This window comes from Streptomyces sp. NPDC041108, assembly GCF_055592645.1.
This window is the reverse complement of record NZ_JBVIYK010000002.1, coordinates 504,840-524,698: the sequence shown is the minus strand read 5'-3', so window position 1 is coordinate 524,698 and position 19,859 is coordinate 504,840. Positions and strand designations below refer to the sequence as shown.

The 19,859-nt window shown below is 70.7% G+C and carries 17 protein-coding genes; 10 read left to right on the top strand and 7 right to left on the bottom strand.

Annotation, left to right across the window (positions count from 1 at the left end; all coding sequences use genetic code 11):
• Positions 1-195 carry a hypothetical protein gene (locus ACZ6BB_RS08260; RefSeq protein ID WP_033526477.1) on the bottom strand — a complete coding sequence of 65 codons (195 nt, stop codon included), beginning with the start codon at positions 193-195 and terminating at the stop codon, positions 1-3.
• A 575-nt stretch (positions 196-770) separates the two neighbouring features.
• Here ACZ6BB_RS08260 and ACZ6BB_RS08255 point away from each other — a divergent pair.
• Positions 771-1,973 (top strand): acyltransferase family protein, encoded by a 1,203-nt coding sequence (locus ACZ6BB_RS08255; protein ID WP_471614495.1) that lies wholly within the window; start codon positions 771-773, stop codon positions 1,971-1,973.
• Positions 1,974-2,048: 75 nt separating this feature from the next.
• Here the strand turns inward: ACZ6BB_RS08255 and ACZ6BB_RS08250 are convergent, their stop codons facing one another.
• A complete protein-coding gene (locus ACZ6BB_RS08250; protein WP_471614494.1) occupies positions 2,049-2,534 on the bottom strand; it encodes an HD domain-containing protein in 486 nt (161 codons plus the stop codon).
• Between the two features lie 188 nt (positions 2,535-2,722).
• On the bottom strand, positions 2,723-3,895 hold the full coding sequence (locus ACZ6BB_RS08245) for a PP2C family protein-serine/threonine phosphatase (protein WP_471614493.1): 1,173 nt from the start codon (positions 3,893-3,895) through the stop codon (positions 2,723-2,725).
• Positions 3,896-4,120: 225 nt separating this feature from the next.
• Between ACZ6BB_RS08245 and ACZ6BB_RS08240 the strand changes: the two genes are divergently transcribed.
• Positions 4,121-5,365: a GNAT family N-acetyltransferase gene (locus ACZ6BB_RS08240; RefSeq protein WP_471614492.1), complete on the top strand. Its 1,245-nt coding sequence runs from the start codon at positions 4,121-4,123 to the stop codon at positions 5,363-5,365.
• Positions 5,366-5,423: 58 nt separating this feature from the next.
• Here ACZ6BB_RS08240 and ACZ6BB_RS08235 read toward each other — a convergent pair whose 3' ends face one another.
• Complete coding sequence (locus tag ACZ6BB_RS08235) at positions 5,424-6,248, bottom strand: Fpg/Nei family DNA glycosylase (protein WP_471614491.1); 825 nt, start codon at positions 6,246-6,248, stop codon at positions 5,424-5,426.
• Between the two features lie 160 nt (positions 6,249-6,408).
• Positions 6,409-6,894 (bottom strand): ribose-5-phosphate isomerase, encoded by a 486-nt coding sequence (locus ACZ6BB_RS08230; RefSeq protein WP_471614490.1) that lies wholly within the window; start codon positions 6,892-6,894, stop codon positions 6,409-6,411.
• 277 nt (positions 6,895-7,171) lie between these two features.
• Here ACZ6BB_RS08230 and ACZ6BB_RS08225 point away from each other — a divergent pair, with 277 nt between their 5' ends.
• Positions 7,172-8,629 carry an amino acid permease gene (locus tag ACZ6BB_RS08225; RefSeq protein WP_471614489.1) on the top strand — a complete coding sequence of 486 codons (1,458 nt, stop codon included), beginning with the start codon at positions 7,172-7,174 and terminating at the stop codon, positions 8,627-8,629.
• Between the two features lie 77 nt (positions 8,630-8,706).
• Here ACZ6BB_RS08225 and ACZ6BB_RS08220 read toward each other — a convergent pair whose 3' ends face one another.
• Positions 8,707-10,710, bottom strand: a complete 2,004-nt coding sequence (locus tag ACZ6BB_RS08220; RefSeq protein WP_471614488.1) for a serine/threonine-protein kinase — start codon at positions 10,708-10,710, stop codon at positions 8,707-8,709.
• 250 nt (positions 10,711-10,960) lie between these two features.
• Between ACZ6BB_RS08220 and ACZ6BB_RS08215 the strand changes: the two genes are divergently transcribed.
• Positions 10,961-11,743 carry a cell wall protein gene (locus ACZ6BB_RS08215; protein ID WP_471614487.1) on the top strand — a complete coding sequence of 261 codons (783 nt, stop codon included), beginning with the start codon at positions 10,961-10,963 and terminating at the stop codon, positions 11,741-11,743.
• Between the two features lie 193 nt (positions 11,744-11,936).
• On the opposite strand, the gene ACZ6BB_RS08210 is transcribed toward ACZ6BB_RS08215, so the two are convergent.
• Entirely contained in the window at positions 11,937-12,518 is a 582-nt protein-coding gene (locus ACZ6BB_RS08210; protein ID WP_471614486.1) for a biotin transporter BioY, read from the bottom strand.
• Positions 12,519-12,979: 461 nt separating this feature from the next.
• Here ACZ6BB_RS08210 and ACZ6BB_RS08205 point away from each other — a divergent pair, with 461 nt between their 5' ends.
• The 6 genes from ACZ6BB_RS08205 (at position 12,980) to ACZ6BB_RS08180 (ending at position 19,716) form a co-directional block, all read left to right on the top strand.
• Entirely contained in the window at positions 12,980-14,239 is a 1,260-nt protein-coding gene (locus ACZ6BB_RS08205) for an ROK family protein (RefSeq protein WP_471614485.1), read from the top strand.
• A 357-nt stretch (positions 14,240-14,596) separates the two neighbouring features.
• Positions 14,597-15,661 (top strand): ABC transporter substrate-binding protein, encoded by a 1,065-nt coding sequence (locus tag ACZ6BB_RS08200; RefSeq protein ID WP_471614484.1) that lies wholly within the window; start codon positions 14,597-14,599, stop codon positions 15,659-15,661.
• Positions 15,658-16,608, top strand: a complete 951-nt coding sequence (locus ACZ6BB_RS08195) for an ABC transporter permease (RefSeq protein WP_471614483.1) — start codon at positions 15,658-15,660, stop codon at positions 16,606-16,608. The genes ACZ6BB_RS08200 and ACZ6BB_RS08195 overlap by 4 nt, the downstream gene beginning before the upstream one ends.
• Entirely contained in the window at positions 16,584-17,366 is a 783-nt protein-coding gene (locus ACZ6BB_RS08190) for an ABC transporter ATP-binding protein (protein WP_471614482.1), read from the top strand. Before ACZ6BB_RS08195 ends, ACZ6BB_RS08190 begins: the two co-directional genes overlap by 25 nt.
• A gap of 17 nt (positions 17,367-17,383) precedes the next feature.
• Positions 17,384-18,730, top strand: coding sequence for an LLM class flavin-dependent oxidoreductase (locus ACZ6BB_RS08185; protein ID WP_471614481.1), 1,347 nt, complete (start codon positions 17,384-17,386; stop codon positions 18,728-18,730).
• 68 nt (positions 18,731-18,798) lie between these two features.
• Positions 18,799-19,716 (top strand): TauD/TfdA dioxygenase family protein, encoded by a 918-nt coding sequence (locus tag ACZ6BB_RS08180; RefSeq protein WP_471614480.1) that lies wholly within the window; start codon positions 18,799-18,801, stop codon positions 19,714-19,716.
• Positions 19,717-19,859: the final 143 nt, after the last annotated feature.

Genomic DNA, 19,859 nt, shown 5'->3' with positions numbered 1-19,859 from the left:
CTAGAACTGGATCGAGTTGATGGTGTCCGCTATCGAGTTCAGGAAGCGCTGGATGTCGTCGGCCATGCCCGTCGAGGCGAGGAAGAAGCCGAAGAGGATGGCGACCACGGCCGGTCCGGCCTTGATCGTCCCTCCTCGCATCAGCACCACCAGGATGATCCCCAGCAAGAGCACCACTGACAGCGAAATGGCCACACAGATCACACCCTCGGTCGGTCCGCACCCGGCCCGGGGCGCCGACCCCACGCGCACCCCGCCAGAACCATCGTGCCACCAACGGGGCCGTCATATGCAGCGGCTGAGACAACGTCGGCCACGTCACCACACGCACGCCACCCCCACCCCCGGTCAACGGGAGCGTGCCGGGGGTGAATTCGCGATGATCGTTTCGATGCGCACACAACCCGTGCGCAGGTAATTCGAATTGTTGCCACAGACACATCAAGAGGCCCGGGCAGGACGGGAATTAACCGGACATTTCACCGGAGTCGCCTGCGCACGTTATGCACCATTTAGTCGGGATGAATGCGGACAGACCGGCGGCTCCATCCGCCGTGCGGTGGGCACAGTGTGACGCTTCGCCTGGTCATGACTTCACGAATCCCGGGTACGCGGGGAGGACACGTACCCCTCAATACAGGATTCACGTGGGTGGTTTTACGTAATCGCACAGACAACGCTAGGGTGCCTCAGATGTTCACCGCTGCCTCGTCCCCCGCTTGCGCAGCGAGTGCTCGGACCGTCCTCCGGAGTTTCCGGCGGGAGGGTCTGTGACGAACTCGCTGCGACCGCACGGCCGGCCCGGGACGCCGCTCCCTCCGGCACAGCCACTACAGCCGTCCGCAGACGGAGTGCCGAGTCCGCGCTCGCTGAAGTCCTCGTCCCCCCAGCCGACGCCGAGTGGCGCCTCCCCGGAGGCCAGACCGGCCAAACAACGTGACGCGTTCTTCGACAACGCCAAGTACCTCGCCATCGTGCTCGTGGCGATGGGGCACGCGTGGGAGCCGCTCACCGACCACAGCCGCGCCGCCGAGGCGCTGTACATGTTCGTGTACACGTTTCACATGCCGGCGTTCATCATCATCTCCGGTTACTTCTCGCGCAGTTTCGACATGCGCCCCGACCGGCTCCGCAGGCTGGTCACCGGCATAGCCGTACCGTACGTGCTCTTCGAGATCGCCTACTCCTTCTTCAAGCGGTGGGGCGACGGCGACCCCTCCCACCCGATCAGTCTGCTCGACCCCTGGTACCTCACCTGGTTCCTGATCGCGCTGTTCGTGTGGCGGCTGACGACACCGCTGTGGAAGGTGGTGCGCTGGCCCGTCCCGGTGGCGCTCGCCATCGCGGCGCTCGCCTCGGTCTCTCCCGACATCGGTGACGACCTGGACCTGCAACGTGTCCTGCAGTTCCTGCCGTTCTTCGTCGTCGGCCTCTTCATGAAGCCCGCGCACTTCCAGTTCATGCGGCGCCGCGAGGTGCGGATCCTGTCCCTGCCGGTGGCCGGGTGCGCGCTGGCGATGGCGTACTGGCTGGGCCCGGACATGAACTCGGCCTGGTTCTACCACCGTGACAGCGCGCAGGAGCTGGGTGCGCCGTGGTGGGCGGGGATCGTCATGACCTTCGCGCTGTTCGGCTGCTCCATGGTGCTGACCACCTGCTTCTTCGCCTGGGTGCCCCGGCGGAAGATGTGGTTCACCGTGCTGGGCGCGGGCACGCTGTACGGCTACCTGCTGCACGGGTTCCTCGCGAAGGGCTCGCGCTTCTGGGACTGGTACGACGCCAACGCGTGGGTGTACCAGCCGCTCGGCGAGCTGTTCGCCACCTTCTTCGCGGCGGCCGTCATCACCGTGCTGTGCACCCCGCCGGTGCAGCGGATGTTCCGGTTCGCGATGGAGCCGAAGATGGAGTGGGCGTTCAAGCGGGACGCCGCCGAGCTGGCCCGCGAGCGCGGGAAGGCGGGGGCCAGGACGTAGGCGCGGGGTTCCCCCACGGTCCCGCCGCCGGGTCCCTTCGCTCTCCTTCGCTCTCCTCTTCGCTCTCCTTCGCCCTCAGTTGTTCTCCGTGGCCTCCTCGGCCGCCGGTTCGTCCGGCAGGCCGAGGAGGTTTCGCATGTGGGCGTACTTCCGGGTCAGGCGGGTGCGGGTGGGCTCGTCCAGGACGGCGAGTCGGGCCGGGTTCGCGTTGTGCGCGAGGTCCGACTGCTTGACGAGGAGGGCGCCCGGGGTGTCGAGGACGCGGGCGGCGTACGTCTCCGGGGGTTCGCCCTCGCGCTTGGTGAGGGCGAGCACGATGGCCTTGGTGCGGTCGGTCAGAGGGGCCTCGGTGAGCCAGGTCTCGGTGAGGGCGTCGTCCTCGACTGCGTCGTGCAGCCAGGCCGCGGCGATCTGGTCCTCGTCGCCGCCTCGTGCCGTGACGCCGGCCGCCACCGCTTGGAGGTGCTCGGTGTAGGGGCGGCCCGCCTTGTCGGTCTGCGTGGCGTGGGCCTTTCTGGCCAGGGTTTCCACTTCGGGGAGGGAGAGAGGGACGGGGGGCATGGGGTCTGGCTCCTTCGTGTGGCATGAGGTGGGTACCGGCCTGGATTGTCGTCCCCGCCGCCCCTGCCCGTCCCCTCCTCGAAGGGCTGCGCCCCTTCGGCCCCCGTCTGCGGGTCGGGTGGGGGTTGATCGTGCAGTTCGCCGCGCCCCTGAGAAGCAGGGGCTGCGCCCCCTGCTTCTCAGGGGGCCTAGCGTGTTGCCGTCGGGCCTTCCCGGCAGATCAGGAGAAGGGCCCGGTCGTCGTTGACGTCCTTGGCGACGGCTTCGATGAGGTGCCAGGCAGCGCCGTGGAAGCCGCCCGCGACATAGCGGTCGGCTTCGCCGGTGAGGCGATCGATGCCTTCGACTATGTCCCGGTCGGAGGTCTCGACGAGGCCGTCGGTGAACAGCATCAGGACGTCGCCGGGGCGCAGGGAGCCCTTGACGGGGTCGAACTGGGCGCCGTCGTAGACGCCGAGGAGGGGGCCCTCGGCGGCCTTCTCCTCCCAGCGGCCGGTGCCCGCGCTGAGCTGGAGGCCGGGCGGATGGCCGGCGGAGAAGAGTTCGTAGTCGCCGGAGTCGAGGTCGAGGACGAGGTGGATGGAGGTCGCGAAGCCCTCGTCCCAGTCCTGGCGGAGGAGATAGCCGTTGGCCGCCGGGAGGAAGGCGTGCGGTGGGAGCGATCCCAGAAGACCGCCGAAAGCGCCGGACAGGAGCAGGGCCCGGGAGCCTGCGTCCATGCCCTTGCCGGAGACGTCGGTGAGGACGACTTCGAGGGTGCGGCCGCCGTTCGTGCGGGCGGCCACGACGAAGTCGCCGGAGAAGGACTGGCCGCCCGCCGGACGCAGGGCCATCTCGCGGTGCCAGCCGGCGGGCAGTTGCGGCAACTTGCTCTGGACCCGGATGCGTTCGCGCAGGTCGAAGAGCATGGTGCCGCCGCGCCGCCAGGGGACGCCGACCCGGCTGCGGAACTGGGCGATGAGCAGGCCGAAGAACCCGCAGGCGGCGACCACGAGCACGACGCCGGGGGTCACGCGGGCCGGGCCCTCGGTATAGGGGCCGAGCCGCACCGACTCCACGATCAGCGCGGTCGCGGCGGCCGCGTACAGGCCGAGGAGGCTGGCGGGCCGCAGCAGCAGGCCGCCCGCGACGATGGGGAGGACGAGGACGGCGGGTGAGAACCACACCTCGTTGATGAGGGTGAGGCAGGCGATCAGCGGGATCATCAGCAGCAGGCCGACGAGGGCGATCCAGTCGGAGCCGTCCCCGCGGAAGTAGTCGACGGCGGATTTACGCACGCCGGTGCGGACCCGGTGAACCAGCTTCTTCATCCGGGCCGTGAGCGTATCGGCCGCCGCGCGCCGCTCTCGTCCTGCTGCCATTGTTCGGGACCTTATCCATCGGACCAGCCCCTGTGCACAGGAGGTCCTACTTGTCCCCCTTCCGAGGGCCGGTTCACGACGAATCTCACACAGATCTCACACCGGAACGCTTCGTTCGGCCCCCGTGCGCCCTCCGTGCGGCACCTGTGAAGGATCCCACGTGGAACGGCGACGCGCGGGCCGAATTCGCTCGCCCGTACAGGATCGTGCTGCTAGGCATGGCGTATGACGACTGAGCTGCGGGCGCTGCGCATAGAAGACTGGGACGCCTGGTACGACAACCTCATCCGCGCCTTCGGCGGCACCCCCGAACCGCCGGAGGAGCGCGAGTTGTGGAACGCGCTCACTCCTCACGACCGTTGCGTCGGCGTGTGGGAGGGCGACCGGTGCGTGGGTACGGCGGGGGCGTTCGACTTCCGTCTCACGGTGCCCGGCGGCTCGGTCGTCCCCGCGGCCGGCGTCACGATGGTCGGTGTCGCCGCCACGCACCGGCGCCGCGGGGTGCTGACCTCCATGATGCGGCGGCAGTTGGACGACGTCCGCTCCTGGGGCGAGCCGCTGGCCGTGCTGACCGCGTCCGAGCCCGCGATCTACGGCCGGTTCGGGTACGGCCTGGCCACGCGCCGGCTCGCCGCCGACATCGACACCGCCCGGGTGCGGCTGTCCGTACCGCCCGGCACCGATGACGTACGGCTGCGCTACGCCGACCCCTCCGAGGTGCTCGACGCGTGCGAGGCGGTGTACGCCCGCCGGGTGCCGGAGCGGCCGGGGATGCTGGCCCGGCAGCCTGGCTGGGAGCGGGTGGAACTGCTCGACACGGAACGCCACCGGAGCGGTGCCTCGCCGCTGCAGTGCGTGGTGGCCGAGCGGACCGACGGCGACGGCTCCGGTGTGGTCGGGTACGCGCGCTTCCGGATCAAGTCCGACTGGGGGCCGCGCGGGGCGGACGGCGTCGTCCAGTTGAGCGCGCTGGAGGCCCTGGACCCGGCCGCCCGTGCCGCGCTGTGGCGGTTCCTCTTCGACATCGACCTGACGTCGTGCGTCGTCGCCCACCGGCTGCCCGTCGACGAGCCGGTGCTGCACCTGGTGTCGGACATCCGGCGCTGTGCGCTGCGGTTCACGGACGACCTGTATCTGCGGCTCGTGGACGTGGGCGCGGCTCTGCGCATGCGGACCTATCAGGCTCCGCTGGACGTGGTGTTCGAGGTCGAGGACTCCTTCTGCCCCTGGAACGAGGGGCGTTGGCGGCTCACCGGCGATCCGAAGGGCGCGACCTGCGAGCGGACCGCGGACGCCGCCGATCTCTCCCTGTCCGTACGGGAGTTGGGCGCGGCCTATCTGGGCGGTGCGAGCCTGTCCGCGCTGGCCGCGGCGGGGCTGGTGCGGGAGCTGCGGCAGGGGGCGCTGGCGGAGGCGTCCGTGGGGTTCCTCGCGTCGGGGCCGGCGCCCTGGCTGCCGCACGGCTTCTAGGGCCCGCGGCCCGAACCTGCCCCGGCGGCCGGGGAGTCCGGGGACCCGGGGCCGCGGTTCACCTCTGCTGGCAGGCCGGGCACCAGAAGAGGTTGCGGGCGGCGAGGTCGGCGGTGCGTACCTCGCCGCCACAGAGATGGCAGGGCATGGCCGCCCTGCGGTAGACGTACACCTCGCCGCCGTGGTCGTCGACGCGGGGCGGGCGGCCCATGGCCTCGGGGGTGTGTTCCGGGCGGACGGTGTCGATGCGGTTGTGCCGTACGCCCTCGCGCATGAGGCCGACGAGGTCGGTCCAGATCGCGTCCCATTCCGCGGGGGTGATGTCCTTGCCTGCACGGTAGGGGTCGATGCCGTGCCGGAAGAGGACCTCGGCGCGGTAGACGTTGCCGACGCCCGCGATCACCTTCTGGTCCAGGAGGAGCGCGGCGACGGTCGTACGGCTGCGGGAGATACGGGCGTAGGCGCGGGCCGGGTCGGCGTCGGCGCGGAGCGGGTCGGGGCCGAGGCGGGCGTGCACGGCGCGTTTCTCGGCGTCGGTGATCAGGGCGCAGGTCGTCGGACCGCGCAGGTCCATGTACGACGTGTCGTTGCGCAGCCGTAGGCGGACGGTGTCCGTGGGCGGGGGCGCGGGAGCCGGGCCGAAGGTGACCTTGCCGAACAGGCCCAGGTGGATGTGCACCCTTTCCTCGGCGTCCGGGTCGCCGAAGTGCAGGAAGAGGTGCTTGCCGTGGGCCTCGGCGGTGTGCAGCGGGGTGCCGGTGAGGAGGGCCGCGGCGTCGGAGAACTTGCCCTGGGGGCTGGTGACGTGCGTGGGCCGGCCGTCGCCGCCGAAGTGGGTCAGGCAGTCCTCGGCGAGGCGGTGGATGGTGTGCCCCTCCGGCACGTTGTCCTCCGGGGGTTCGGCATCGGGGTGGGGGGTGCTCGGGGGTGTTTTCGGGTGCGGGTGTGTGGGGGTTGCTCGCGCAGTTCCCCGCGCCCCTGAGAAGCAGGGGCTGCGCCCCTGCTTCTCAGGCCGGTTCTGCTTTTCAGGCCGGCTCGAACGTCTACTGCTGGGGGTGGTGTGCCGGGATGGGCGGGAGGTCGCCGGTGGTCTCGTACGCCGCCAGCATGTCGATGCGGCGGATGTGGCGCTCGTCACCGGAGAACGGGGTGTTGAGGAAGGTCTCGACGAACTTCGTCGCGTCCTCCTGCGCGTGCATGCGGGCGCCGACGGCGACGACGTTCGCGTTGTTGTGCTCGCGGCCCAGCGCGGCGGTCTCGGCGCTCCAGGCGAGGGCGGCGCGGACGCCGGCCACCTTGTTCGCGGCGATCTGCTCGCCGTTGCCGGAGCCTCCGATGACGACGCCGAGGGACCCGGGGTCCGCCGCCGTGCGCTCCGCCGCGCGGAGGCAGAACGGCGGGTAGTCGTCCTGGGCGTCGTAGATGTGGGGCCCGCAGTCGACGGGCTCGTGGCCGGCGGCCTTCAGCCACTCCACGAGGTGGTTCTTGAGTTCGTATCCGGCGTGATCAGAGCCGAGGTAGACGCGCATGGTCCGAGTGTGACACGCGTGTTTCGGCGTGGCACGACGGGGTGCGGACCCATCAAAACGTGAGCTACCCCACGAATCCTCAAGTAAACCTCAAGTAACAATCCGGATTCAAAGGTTCTGGAATCCTTTCGCCTCCGATTCACTGGACCGATCTTTACAACGGCCCACTCGGACCCCCGCGGTCGACTCCCGTTTCCCGCTCTTGCGAGAGTCGATCGGTCGGTCGCTGGGCAGACGCACGGAAGTCCCCACCACGGCGCAAAGGAAACCTCCCCCCATGACCTCGCAGCCGACCCTGCCGCCCCAGGCGGATTCCCCAGGCTCCTCCTCACCCCCCTCCCCCGGTCTGCACGCCGGTCTCAAGAACCGTCATCTGTCGATGATCGCGATCGGCGGTGTGATCGGAGCCGGCCTGTTCGTCGGGTCGAGTTCCGGCATCTCCACCGCCGGCCCCGGCATCCTCCTGTCGTACGCGCTCGTCGGCACGATGGTGGTGCTGGTGATGCGGATGCTCGGTGAGATGTCCGCCGCGAACCCGACGTCGGGGTCGTTCTCGGCCCACGCCGACCGCGCGCTCGGCCGCTGGGCCGGGTTCTCGATCGGCTGGCTGTACTGGTTCTTCTGGGTCGTCGTGCTCGCGGTCGAGGCGACCGCGGGTGCGGTGATCCTGGAGGGCTGGATCCCGGCGGTGCCGCAGTGGGGCTGGGCGTTGATCGTCATGGTCGTGCTGACCGCGACGAACCTGGTCTCGGTCGGCTCCTACGGCGAGTTCGAGTTCTGGTTCGCCGGGATCAAGGTCGTCGCGATCGCCGCGTTCATCGTGGTGGGCGGTCTCGCGGTGTTCGGCGTGCTGCCGGGGGCCGACACCGACAAGGCCGGGCTGTCCAACCTGACCGACCACGGCGGGTTCCTGCCCAACGGCGCGGGCGCGATCCTCATCGGTGTGCTGCTGGTCGTCTTCTCCTTCATGGGCAGCGAGATCGCCACGCTGGCCGCCGGGGAGACGGAGAACCCGCAGCGGGCCGTCACCAAGTCGACCAACAGCATCATCTGGCGCATCGGCGTCTTCTACCTCGGCTCGATCTTCGTCGTGGTCACGCTGCTGCCGTGGAACGACCCGTCGATCAAGGAGAAGGGCTCCTACGTCGCCGCCCTCGACTCCCTCGGCATCGCGCACGCCGGCCAGATCATGAACTTCATCGTGCTGACGTCGGTGCTGTCCTGTCTGAACTCCGGTCTCTACACCGCGTCGCGCATGGCGTTCTCGCTGGGCGAGCGCGGGGACGCGCCGCGCGCGTTCGGCCGTACCAACGGCCGGGGTGTGCCGATGACCGCGATCCTCGCCTCGGTCGTCTTCGGATTCGTCGCCGTCATCTTCAACTACTTCTTCCCCGAGGGTGTCTTCCTCTTCCTCGTCAACTCCTCCGGCGCGGTCGCCCTGTTCGTGTGGCTCGTCATCTGCTTCTCCCAGCTGCGCATGCGCAGGATCATCGAGCGGGAGTCGCCGGAGAAGCTCGTCGTGAAGATGTGGCTGTACCCGTACCTGACGTGGGCCACGATCGGGCTGATCCTCTTCGTCCTCGGCTACATGCTCACCGACACCGAGCACGGCAACCGCGAGATCCTGCTGCTGTCGCTGCTGGTCGCGGCGGTCGTCGTCGGCATCGCGGTCGTCAAGGAGAGGCTGGGCGCCCGGAAGTCCGCCACCGCCGAGGTGTCCGACAAGGTGGGCTGAGCGCGGGCGGCCGAGGCCGTCTCGCAGGGCCGGGGTCCGGTGGCGGTTCGTCCGCCGCCGGGCCCCGTTTCGTCGTCCTAGAGAGGGGTGAAGGTCTTCTCGACCTTCTCGTAGACCGGGAGGGCGCGGTCCTCGATGTCGGGGTGGTACCAGGTGGTGAGCTGGTAGGACTTGCCGCCGGTGTCGAAGCCGAGGGAACGGACGTGCCAGGGCAGTTCCTGGGCGATCACGGTGTACTCCCACACGACGGCGGGCCGGCCGCGGAACTCGGTCTCCTCCAGGCGGATCCGTTCGTACCCCGGCCCCTCGCCTGTGCTCTTCTCCTTCTCACGCCACTGCTCCAGGAGATCGCCGCGCGCGAGGGATGCCTTGCCGACGATCTCCTGACGGGCGTCGGGCGAGGTGTAGTGCACCTCCGCGCCGGCGTGCACCTCCCGCGAGAACCCCTCCGGCGGCACCCAGGCGAACACCCCGGCCTCCGTACGGGCGCCGGGCGGCAGTTCGGGCGGGCGCGAGGTGCCGGCGACGGTGGGATCGGGGGTGCGGGTGGGGGGCTCGGTGGAGGGGGAGGCCGAGATCGATGTCTTGTCGCTCCTGTCGTTCTTGTCGTTCTTGTCGTCGGACGCGCCGTTCATCGCCGGTACGACGACCGCGGCCACGGCGGCTGTCACGGCGAGGGCCGTGGCCGCGAGGAGTCCGGCACGGCGGTTGTCTCGCCGGGACGGCGGGGGTGCTGTGGGGGTGGCGGGGTCCGTGGGGGTGGCGGGCCGGTCGGGTCGGGGGGTGGGGAAGGGGTACGCGTCCGGGTCCGGGTACGCGTCCGGGGCGGGCGTGGAGGGCTGTCGTGGCTGGGGGTGCGGTGCGGGCTCGGGGGCGGGCCGGTTCCGGACCGTCGGTGTCGGTGTCGGTGCAGGGGTGGGGCGTCCGGTGGGTGGGGGCAGCGCCTCGGCATCTCGAGTGGTACCGGTCGACGGGCGCGAGGCGCCGTTCAGGGGCGTCGGCCCCGCAGCGGCCGGCTTCGGACGTCCTGCGAACGGCCGCCCGGCTGCGGCCACTGGCTCCGCTTCCGTGTGGCCCGCCCCCGCGGGCGCGGCGATACCGTCCTCCGGCACCCTGCCGGGGTCTCCTTCTCCCCCGGAACCGGCCGCCGCGTCCCGCGCTCCGGCCGCGGATGTCGTGGCGCCGGGCGCGGAGCGCGTCGCCGGCTCACCGAAGCCCGGCGCCTCCGTTCCGACGGCCGTCCCCGCCTTGCCGGCCGTCCCCGGCGTGCCGGCCGGCTCTTCCACGCCCGGCGGCCTCGGCTCGGCCGTCCGCGTGGTCGCTGCCGCGTTCGTGGTGATGCGGCGGAGCGTCTCGGTGAGTTCGGGCACGCCGGGCCGGGACTCCGGCTGCTTGGCGAGGAGGGCGGCGAGGATGTCGTGGAGGGCGCCCGCGGCCGCGGGGAGTTCCGGCTCCTCGTAGAGGACCGCGTGGAGGGTGGCGAGGGTGGTGGGGCGGGAGAAGGGGGAGCGGCCGCCGAGGGCGGCGCAGAGGGTCGCGCCGAGGGACCAGAGGTCGGAGGGCGGTCCCTGGGGGCGGCCGGTGACCCGCTCGGGTGCCATGTAGTCCGGGGAGCCGACGAGCATGCCGGCCATGGTGAGGGCCTCGGCGTTCTGGATGGCGGCGATGCCGAAGTCGGTGAGGACGGCGTGCTGGGCGCCCGAGCGTTTGACGAGGACGTTGGCCGGTTTGATGTCGCGGTGCAGGACGCCCTGCGCGTGTACCTGACCGAGGGCGTCGACGAGTTCGAGGCCGATCCGGGCGGTCTCCCGCACGCCGAGGGGGCCGTCCTCCGCCACGACCTGCTCCAGGGAGCGGCCGTCGACCAGTTCCATGACGATCCAGAGCCGGTCGCCCGCGTCGACGACGTCGTAGACGCGCACGACGTGGGGGTGGTCGATACGGGCCGTGGCCCTGGCCTCCCGCAGGGTTCGCTCGCGCCGGGTGCGGCTGTCCTCCGGGTCGAGACCGTCGATACGCATTTCCTTGACGGCGACCTGCCGGTCGAGCATTTCGTCGGTGGCCCGCCATACCCGGCCCATTCCACCTTGGCCGATGATGGCGACCAGGCGATAACGGCCGGCCACCACAAGACCCGGAACACCGCCCCGCGTTATTTCCGGCATCCCCATGCCCCCCTTCAACAACTGACCGCACATGCCACAGCAGAAACAAAAAGTCGCGCATTGGTCACACTTCGCCCCGCATCAGCATAGTGCGGAGAAATCTTGTGGTACCTCTTCATAGGCCGTGAATTCAGGCACGGCCAGGGGGACGCAAGGGGGATGGAACATGAGTTCTCATCGTAGGGCCGTCATCGCCGGATCGCTGCTCACCGCATCGTTCACGTCGGTGCTGATCCTCGGCTTCGCGGCGTCGGCGGAGGACGAGGGGGGATTGAGCAGGCACGGCGGAAAGGCCGTGGACGCGGCACCGTCCGGAGTGAAGCTCTCGACGCTGCTGTCCAAGGAGATCAAAGTCGACAACACGTCGAAGGAAACGAAAATCACCGGCGCCGTGAAGAACGAGGGCAGCAAGGCCAGTGGCGAAATCCGACTGCTCGTGGTCGGTTTCGACGGCCTGACGGTCAAGAACGTCGAAGGATGTTCAGCAATTCCGGACGGAGATCTTCCCGACGGCGCGAACAGCGGTTTCGCGTGCGCGATCGACGATCTGCCGGCCGGAAAGTCGAAGACGTATGCGATCGATGCCACGTACGACCTGGGAAAGAAGGGCAAGATCTGTCTGCCCGTCCAGAACTCCGATGGTTCCAAGACCTTCTGGCAGCAGGGTCCGGTGCCGTTCGGCGCCACCGACCAGTCACCCAACGAGCCCGCCACCCCACTGCTCCTCGGCACCGACAACAGCCCGGTCACCCCGGGCGGCGGTGACGATGGCGGGAGCGGTGACGGTGGCGGGAGCGGCGGCGGCGGGAAGGACGACGCCCCGGACGAGCTGCCCCGGACGGGTCCGGCCGACCGCGTGCTGCCGCTCGGCCTGACCGGGGCGGCGCTCGTCTCCGCGGGCGCGGCGGGCCTGTGGTGGAACCGGCGCAGGGCCCGTCAGGAGTCCTGAACCGCCGAGCGGGAAAAGGGGAAGGCCGGCTGTCGGGCCGTGCGGGCTTGCTGAGACGCCAGAAGAGGTTCGCCGTGGCGCGGTCGTAGTGACCGGCCCGGCGAACCTCTGGGCGAGGGGTGCTACTTCCGGAGGGCCGTGCTTCCCGAGCGGCGTCCGCTCCGCGCCCGCTCGGCGCCGCCGAGGCGCCGCGTCACTTCCTCAGCAGCTTCCAGGCCGTCGGCAGCAGCCCCATGGCCAGGAGAGCCTTGAGGGCGTCGCCGATCAGGAAGGGCGTGAGGCCGAGCGCGACGGCGGAGGACAGGCTGATGTCGGCGGTGGCGGCGAGGTACGGGACGCCCACGGCGTAGATGATCGCCTCGCCGACGAGCATCGTGCCCGCCATGCGCAGCGTCGAGCGGTCACCGCCACGACGGGCCAGGGCGCCCACGGCGGCGACGGCCAGGATCATGCCGAGGATGTAGCCGAAGGAGACGCCGACACCGGAGGTGCCGTTCGCGAACCACGGCACACCGGCCAGACCGGCCAGCGCGTACAGGCTCAGCGAGGCGACACCCCGGCTCGCGCCGAGGGTGGTGCCGACGAGCAGGGCGGCGAAGGTCTGACCGGTGACCGGGACCGGGGAGCCCGGCACGGGCACGGCGATCTGCGCGGCGAGCCCGGTGAGCGCGGCGCCGCCGACCACGAGAGCGAGGTCGCGCACGCGGGCGCCGGAGACGGGCAGGAGGTCGGCGAGGACCTCGCCGGGGCGGGCTGACGTGGCGGCGGTGCTCATGTTCGGGCTCACTCCGGCGGGTGAAGTCGGCTGGGACACCGTGACGCTATCCCCGGGCCCGTGCACCGGGCACCGTCAGCATTCGACAAAGGAGGGAACGACGCCTTGGTGGACTCTGAACAAAGGGTGCCTGTTACACCCGGTACGGCGTGACACCGGTCACTGAGGTGAGGTGCCCTTGGCCGCGAAAGCGCGTACCACGGGATCTGTAGGGTTTCACCAATTCGGTTGGCGGCGTGGACAGATACCGTCTCGCCCGTCGGTCGCCGTCTGGGCAGCGGTGGGCCGTTTTGCTAGCTTCGAGCGCATGGTTGCTCAGGCCCGGTACTTCTCGTCGCGTCGCTATGTCGATCTGCGACGCGTGGGCACGTCCACCTGTCGCCGTCCCGGGTGAGGTGGCTCCGGCACGCCTCGCCCTTCGAGACGGCGCAGTGTCGGACCCGTTCCCGAGGATGATCGTCATGCCCCATGCCGCGGCAGCACCCACCCTGTACGCTCCCGCCCCCTCCGCCTCCCCTTCTCCCGCCTCGTCCCCCGTGCCGCGTGTCGCCGACAGCGACCGGCGGCGGACCAGCGCCAGCGTGGTGCTGCGGTCCGTGCTGGAGCACGGGCCCGTGGCGCGGAGCAACATCGCCCGGGTGACCGGGCTCTCCCCCGCCTCGGTGACCGACTACTGCGCCCGGTTCACGGGGCTCGGTCTCATCCGTGAGGCCGAACCGCCCCGGCGGGCCAAGGGGACGGGGCGTCCGCATGTGCCCCTCGACCTGGACGACTCGCGGTTCGTGGTGGGCGGGGTTCATGTGGCCGTGCCCTACACGACCGTCGCGCTGCTCGATCTGCGCGGACGCGTCGTGGAGGAGCGGCGGTTGAAGCACAGCTCCACCGATCCCGCCGCGGTCCTGGCGCGGGCCGCCGACGAACTCCGCGCCCTGCTGGACGCCGCGCCGGGCTGCCGGCCCCTGGCCGTCGGCTTCGCGGCCGGCGGCTGGGTGGACCGGGAGACCGGGACCGTCGTCGAGCATCCGCTGCTGGGCTGGCGCGAGGTGCCGGTACGGGAGATCCTCGGCGCCCTCACCGGGCTGCCGGTCCATGTGGACGGGCACGCGCGGGCGTTGGTGGGCGCGGAGCAGCTGTTCGGGCGGGCGCGGGGCAGCCGGAGCGTGCTGCATCTGTTCGTCGGCAACATGGTCGACGCGGCGTTCGCGACCAACGACGAGGTGCATCATGGGCCCCGCTCGCAGGCCGGGGCGATCGCCCATCTCCCGCTGCCCGGCGGCACCGAACCCTGCGCGTGCGGGCGGACCGGGTGCCTCCAGGCCGAGTTGAGCGAGCGCACGCTGTGCCGGCGGGCGCGGGCGGCCGGGGTCATCGACGGCTCGAACCCGATGCGGGTGCTGGAGGCGGCGGCCGGTGGCGACACCGTGGCCGCGGGGCTGCTGGTGGAGCGGGCGCGGCTGGTGGGGCGGGCGGTGGAGCTGTTGCTCGACGTGCTGAACCCGGAGACCGTCGTCGTCACCGAGATCGGGATCATCGGCCGGGAGGACTGTCTCGCCGCGCTGCACGAGACCGTCGGGCCGGACCGGGCGGCGGCCGTGGGGCCCACGAGCTTCCCCGACTCCGTGCTGGCCGCGGCGGGCGGGGCGGTCGCCCTGGACGTGCTCTACCGGGACCCGCTGGGGGCCTTGGCCCGTCTCGACCGCGCCTCGGCCGAGACCCGTTAATTCAGAAACTCCGAATGTTGACAGGCAATACCGAGGACCGGGAACATCGTATTCATGCTGCTCACGAGTTGTCGCACCCTCTGTTGCTGACACGTTGACGTTCCGGAGTGTCTCTCGCACTCCGATCCGGAGTGTCTCTCGCACTCCGGCCGACGCGGCACTTCCTCCTGCGTGAATTCCCCTTCCGCAGCTTCGCTCCACCGTTTCTCCTGACAGCTTCGCGGCTTCGCTCCGCGCCGGCTCTCACACCGTCCGCACGGCTCGCGCCGGCACGGCTTGTGTCCGCCTGCGCGGATCGCTTCCGTGCGCGTTCCGTCACTGCCCACCGTTCTCGCCGTTTCCCCTGGGGGTTCTCCCATGTCCTCTTCCGCCGCGCCCGGTCTCGACCGGCGACTCTTCCTCACCTCCCTCCTCGGCGTCACGGCCGCGGCGGCCGGGCTCAGCGGTTGCGCCGACAGCAGCGCGGCGACCGCCCGGACGGCCGCGGACGCGCCCCTGCCCACCAAGGTGCCCTCGGGTACGAGCCTGAAGATCGCCTCCTTCCAGAGTCAGCAGGAGTTGCAGCTCAAGCTGGCGAAACTCGACGATCTGCCTTTCAAGGTGAGCAGTTGGGCGAACATCGGCGCGGGACCCGACGTCATCAACGCTTTTCGCGCCGGTTCGCTGGACGTCGCCAACAACGCGGGAATTCCGCCGATCCAGGCGCATTACCAGGGATACGACGCGAAGATCGTCGCGATCAACGTCACCCGTAAGCCGAACTATCTCTTCGCCACCAAGCCCGGGAGCGACATCACCTCGGTCAAGGATTTCCGGGGCAAGAAGCTCGCCTTCTCCCAGGGACAGGCACAGGGTGTCGTCCTTCTGCGGGCGTTGAAGGAGGCGGGCCTCGCCTACGACGACGCGGAACTCGTCCCGCTCACCAGCAACCAGTTCCTGACCGCGCTGCAGTCGGGTCAGGTCGACGTCGCGCCGCTCGCCAACCAGCAGGCTCCCGCCTATCTGCAGCAGTACCGGGCCAAGGGCGCCCGCACGATCCCCACCGACGTGGTGGACCTGCTCAACCTGCTGTGGGCGCCGGCCTCCGTGCTGGGCGACTCCGCGAAGGTGGCCGCCGTCGCCGCGTACATCCCGTACTGGGCGAAGGGCGCGGTCTGGCAGTACGAGAACCCGGACATCTGGAACAAGGAGTTCTACGTGAAAACCCAGAACCTGACGCTCCCCCAGGCCGAGTCGATCACCGCGCTCGCCAACAAGCCGCTGTTCCCGCCGAGTTGGGACGAGGCGATCAAGTGGGAGCAGGAGACCGCGGATCTGCTGGCGGAGGGCGGCTTCGTGAAGAAGTTCGACGTCGGCTCGCTGTTCGACCGGCGGTTCGAGGGGATCGCGGCGAAGGCCGTGCCCGCGGAGTACCGGAAGTGAGCGCCGTGACCACGGGTGCCTCGACGGCCACCGGGGCCCCCGCGACCGTCGCCGCCACCCCCACCGCCTCCACCGCCCCCGCCCCCCGCTCCACCGGCCCCGCCGAGGCCGTCCCCGCCACGGCTCCCGCTCCGTCTCCCGCCACCGAGCGGACCTCCCAGGTCCGCAGGCGCCGGCGTCTCTCCCCCGGCAAGCGGCTGCCCGCCTCCCGGCTCGTCGGGCCGGTGCTGTTCCTCGCCCTCTGGGCTCTCGCCTCCGCCGCCGGGCAGCTCGATCGGGCCGCGGTCCCGGCGCCCTGGACGGTGCTGGAGACGGGCGTCCACCTGTGGACCGACGGCACGCTGCAGACCGACGTCCTGACCTCGTTGCAGCGGGCCGGAACCGGGTTCGTGATCGGGCTGACCGCCGGTGTCGCGCTCGCCCTGGCCTCCGGGCTCAGCCGGGTCGGCGAGGCGCTGATCGACGGGACCGTGCAGCTCAACCGGGCGATCCCGACGCTGGGCCTGATCCCCCTGTTCATCCTCTGGCTGGGTATCGGCGAGACGTTCAAGATCGCGATCATCGCCATCGTCGTCTACATCCCGATCTACCTCAACACCCATGCCGCGCTGGCCGGCATCGACAGCCGCTTCGTCGAACTGGCGGAGGTGCAGGGCCTGTCGAGGTTCCGGTTCGTCCGGCAGATCGTCATCCCCGGCGCGCTGCCCGGCTTCTTCGTGGGCCTGCGGCTCGGGGTGACCGGCTCCTGGCTGGGCCTGGTCGTGCTGGAGCAGATCAACGCCACCAACGGACTCGGCTACATGATGTTCCAGGCCCAGAACTACGGCCAGAGCGACGTGATCCTCGTCGGCCTGGTCGTCTACGGGATCTTCGGCCTGATCTCCGACAGCGCGGTCCGTCTCATCGAACGGAGGGTGCTGTCATGGCGACGCACACTGAGCAGCTGACGACCACCGGACCCGAATCGCCGTCGGCGACGGCCACGGCCACCGTCGACCGTCCCGCCGTACAACTACGGGCACTCACCCGGTCGTTCGACGGCCGCACGGTCCTCGACGGCATCGACCTCGACATCCCCGCCGGACAGTTCGTGGCCCTGCTCGGACACAGCGGCTCCGGCAAGAGCACGCTGCTGCGGGCGGTCGCGGGGCTCGACCACGAGGTGGCGGGCAGCGGGCGGCTCACCGCGCCCGACCGGGTGTCCGTCGTCTTCCAGGACTCCCGGCTGCTGCCCTGGCGGCGGGTGCTGGACAACGTGCTGCTCGGCACCGAGGGCAGGGAGGCCGCCGTCCGGGGCCGTGAGGCGCTCGCCGAGGTGGGCCTGAAGGGCCGCGAGCGCGCCTGGCCGAACGAGCTGTCCGGCGGCGAGGCCCAGCGCGCGGCACTGGCCCGCTCGCTGGTCCGTGACCCCGAACTCCTGCTGGCCGACGAGCCGTTCGGCGCCCTGGACGCGCTCACCCGGATCCGGATGCACACCCTGCTCAGGCAGCTGTGGGAGCGCCACAGGCCCTCCGTCCTGCTCGTCACCCACGACGTCGACGAGGCGATCGTGCTCGCCGACCGGGTCCTCGTGCTCGAAGAGGGCCGCATCGGCCTCGACCTGACCATCGACCGCCCGCACCCGCGCTCGTACCGGGACCCCCTGCTGGGCGACTACCGCGAACGGCTGCTGGCCGCGCTCGGCGTGAAAGAGGACCACCAGTGACCCGGGAGAACAGACCAGTGCCCGCACGACAGCTCCACCTCAACGCGTTCCTGATGAACACCGGTCACCACGAGGCGTCGTGGCGGCTGCCGGAGTCCGACCCGTACGCGCACGTCGAGCTGGACCACTACGTACGGCTGGCCCGGATCGCGGAGCGGGGCACGTTCGACTCGCTCTTCCTGGCCGACGGCCCCCAGCTGTGGGGCAGCGTGGGCCAGCGTCCGGCGGGCGCCCTGGAACCGCTCACCCTGCTGACCGCGCTGGCGACGGCCACCGAGCACATCGGCCTGATCGCCACCGCCTCCACCTCCTACAACTCCCCCTACAACCTGGCCCGCAAGTTCGCCTCGCTCGACATCCTCAGCGGCGGCCGGGCCGGCTGGAACATCGTCACCACCGCCGGCGCGGAGGCGGCCCGCAACTTCGGCCTCGACGCCGAGCCCGCACACGCCCAGCGGTACGCGCGGGCCGCCGAGTTCCTCGACGTGGCGCTGAAGCTCTGGGACAGCTGGGAGGACGACGCGATCGTCGCCGACAAGGAGTCCGGGGTCTGGGCCGACGACACGAAGATCCATCCGCCCCGGCACAGGGGGACGTACTTCAGTGTCGAGGGGCCGCTCAACGTCCCCCGTACGCCCCAGGGTTACCCGCTGCTCGTGCAGGCGGGGTCGAGCGAGGACGGCAAGGGCTTCGCGGCCCGGTACGCGGAGGCCGTGTTCACCGCGCAGCAGACCGTCGAGGACGCGCGGGCCTTCTACGCCGACCTCAAGTCCCGTACGGCGGCGGCCGGCCGGGACCCCGAGCACATCAAGGTGCTGCCCGGGATCGTCCCCGTCCTCGGGTCCACGGAGGCCGAGGCGCGGGCGGCCGAGCGGGTGCTGGAGGACCACATCGTGTACACGCACGGTGTGGGCAATCTGGAGCGGCTGCTGCAACTGCCCGCCGGCTCGCTGGAGCTGGACGCCCCGCTGCCCGCGGATCTGCCGCCCGAGAGTGCGATCGAGGGGGCCAAGAGCCGCTACACGCTGGTCGTCGAGCTGGCCCGGCGGGACCGGCTCACCGTGCGGGAGCTGATCGGGCGGCTGGGCGGCGGACGTGGTCACCTCACCTTCGCAGGGACGCCCGAGCAGGTCGCCGACAAGATCGAGACCTGGTTCACGCAGGGCGCCGCCGACGGCTTCAACATCATGCCCGCGGTCCTGCCCTCCGGCCTCGACGCCTTCGTCGACCACGTCGTGCCGATCCTGCGCGCCCGCGGTCTGCTGCGCACCCACTACGGCCCGCGCCGGACCCTGCGGGACCGCTACGGCCTGCCGCGCCCCGCCAACCAGCACGTCCGCGATTCCGCACCCGCCCTCGTCTGAGCCCGCGAGCCCGCCCCCGACCGGCCCCGGCCGGACCCCGAAGTCCCGCCCGTGAAAGGAAGCACGCCATGACCATCGAGATCCAGAAGGTCACCGCCCGCATCGGTGCCCGTGTCTCCGGCGTCGACATCTCCCAGCCCCTCGGCGAGGAGACGGTCGCCGCCCTCCGTGAGGCGCTCAACGTGCACAAGGCACTCGTCCTGGACGACGTGGCCCTCGACGACGCGTCCCATCAGACCTTCGTCCGCCACTTCGGCGACATCACCACCGCCCATCCGACCGTGGCCGCCGTCGAGGGCGCGGCGAGCGTCCTGCCCGTGGACAGCGAGCGGGGGCGCGCCAACCACTGGCACACCGACGTCACGTTCGTCCTCAACCCGCCGCAGGCGACCACGCTGCGCAGCATCACGATCCCGCCGTACGGCGGCGAGACCCTGATCGCCAACTCGGCGGCGGCCTACCGGGACCTGCCCGAGCCACTGCGGCGGCTGGCCGACGGCCTGTGGGCCGAGCACACCAACGACTACGACTACGCGGTGCCCGACGAGGAGATCGACGCGGAACGGGCCGAGCAGCGCGCCCGGTTCACCTCGATCAAGTACCGCACGGTCCACCCGGTCGTCCGTGTCCACCCCCTCACCGGTGAACGCGGGCTGTTCATCGGCGGGTTCGCGCAGCGGATCGTGGGCCTCTCGCTCGGCGAGTCCCGCAAGATCCTCGACCTGCTCCAGTCGTACGTGACCCGGCCGGAGAACGTGCTGCGCCACCGCTGGTCGGAGAACCAGCTGGTCGTCTTCGACAACCGCATCACCCAGCACTACGCCATCGACAACTACGACGGCCTGCCGCGCCGGCTGCACCGGGTGACCGTCGCCGGTGACGTGCCGGTGGGCATCGACGGCGGGGAGAGCCACTCGATCGAGGGCGACGCCTCGCACTACACGTCCGTGGCCGCACGGCGGGAGAGGGTGGCCGTGGCCGCCTAGGGCCGGTTCGGCTCGCACGCTTCAGGGCCCTTGCGCGGAGGACGGACGGTCGGTTCGCGCGAGGGCCCTTTTCGCGTGCTCCGGCACGCCCCCACAGTCTCTTGCTGCTAGCCTGCAGTTGCAAGTACATTGCAATAAGAGGT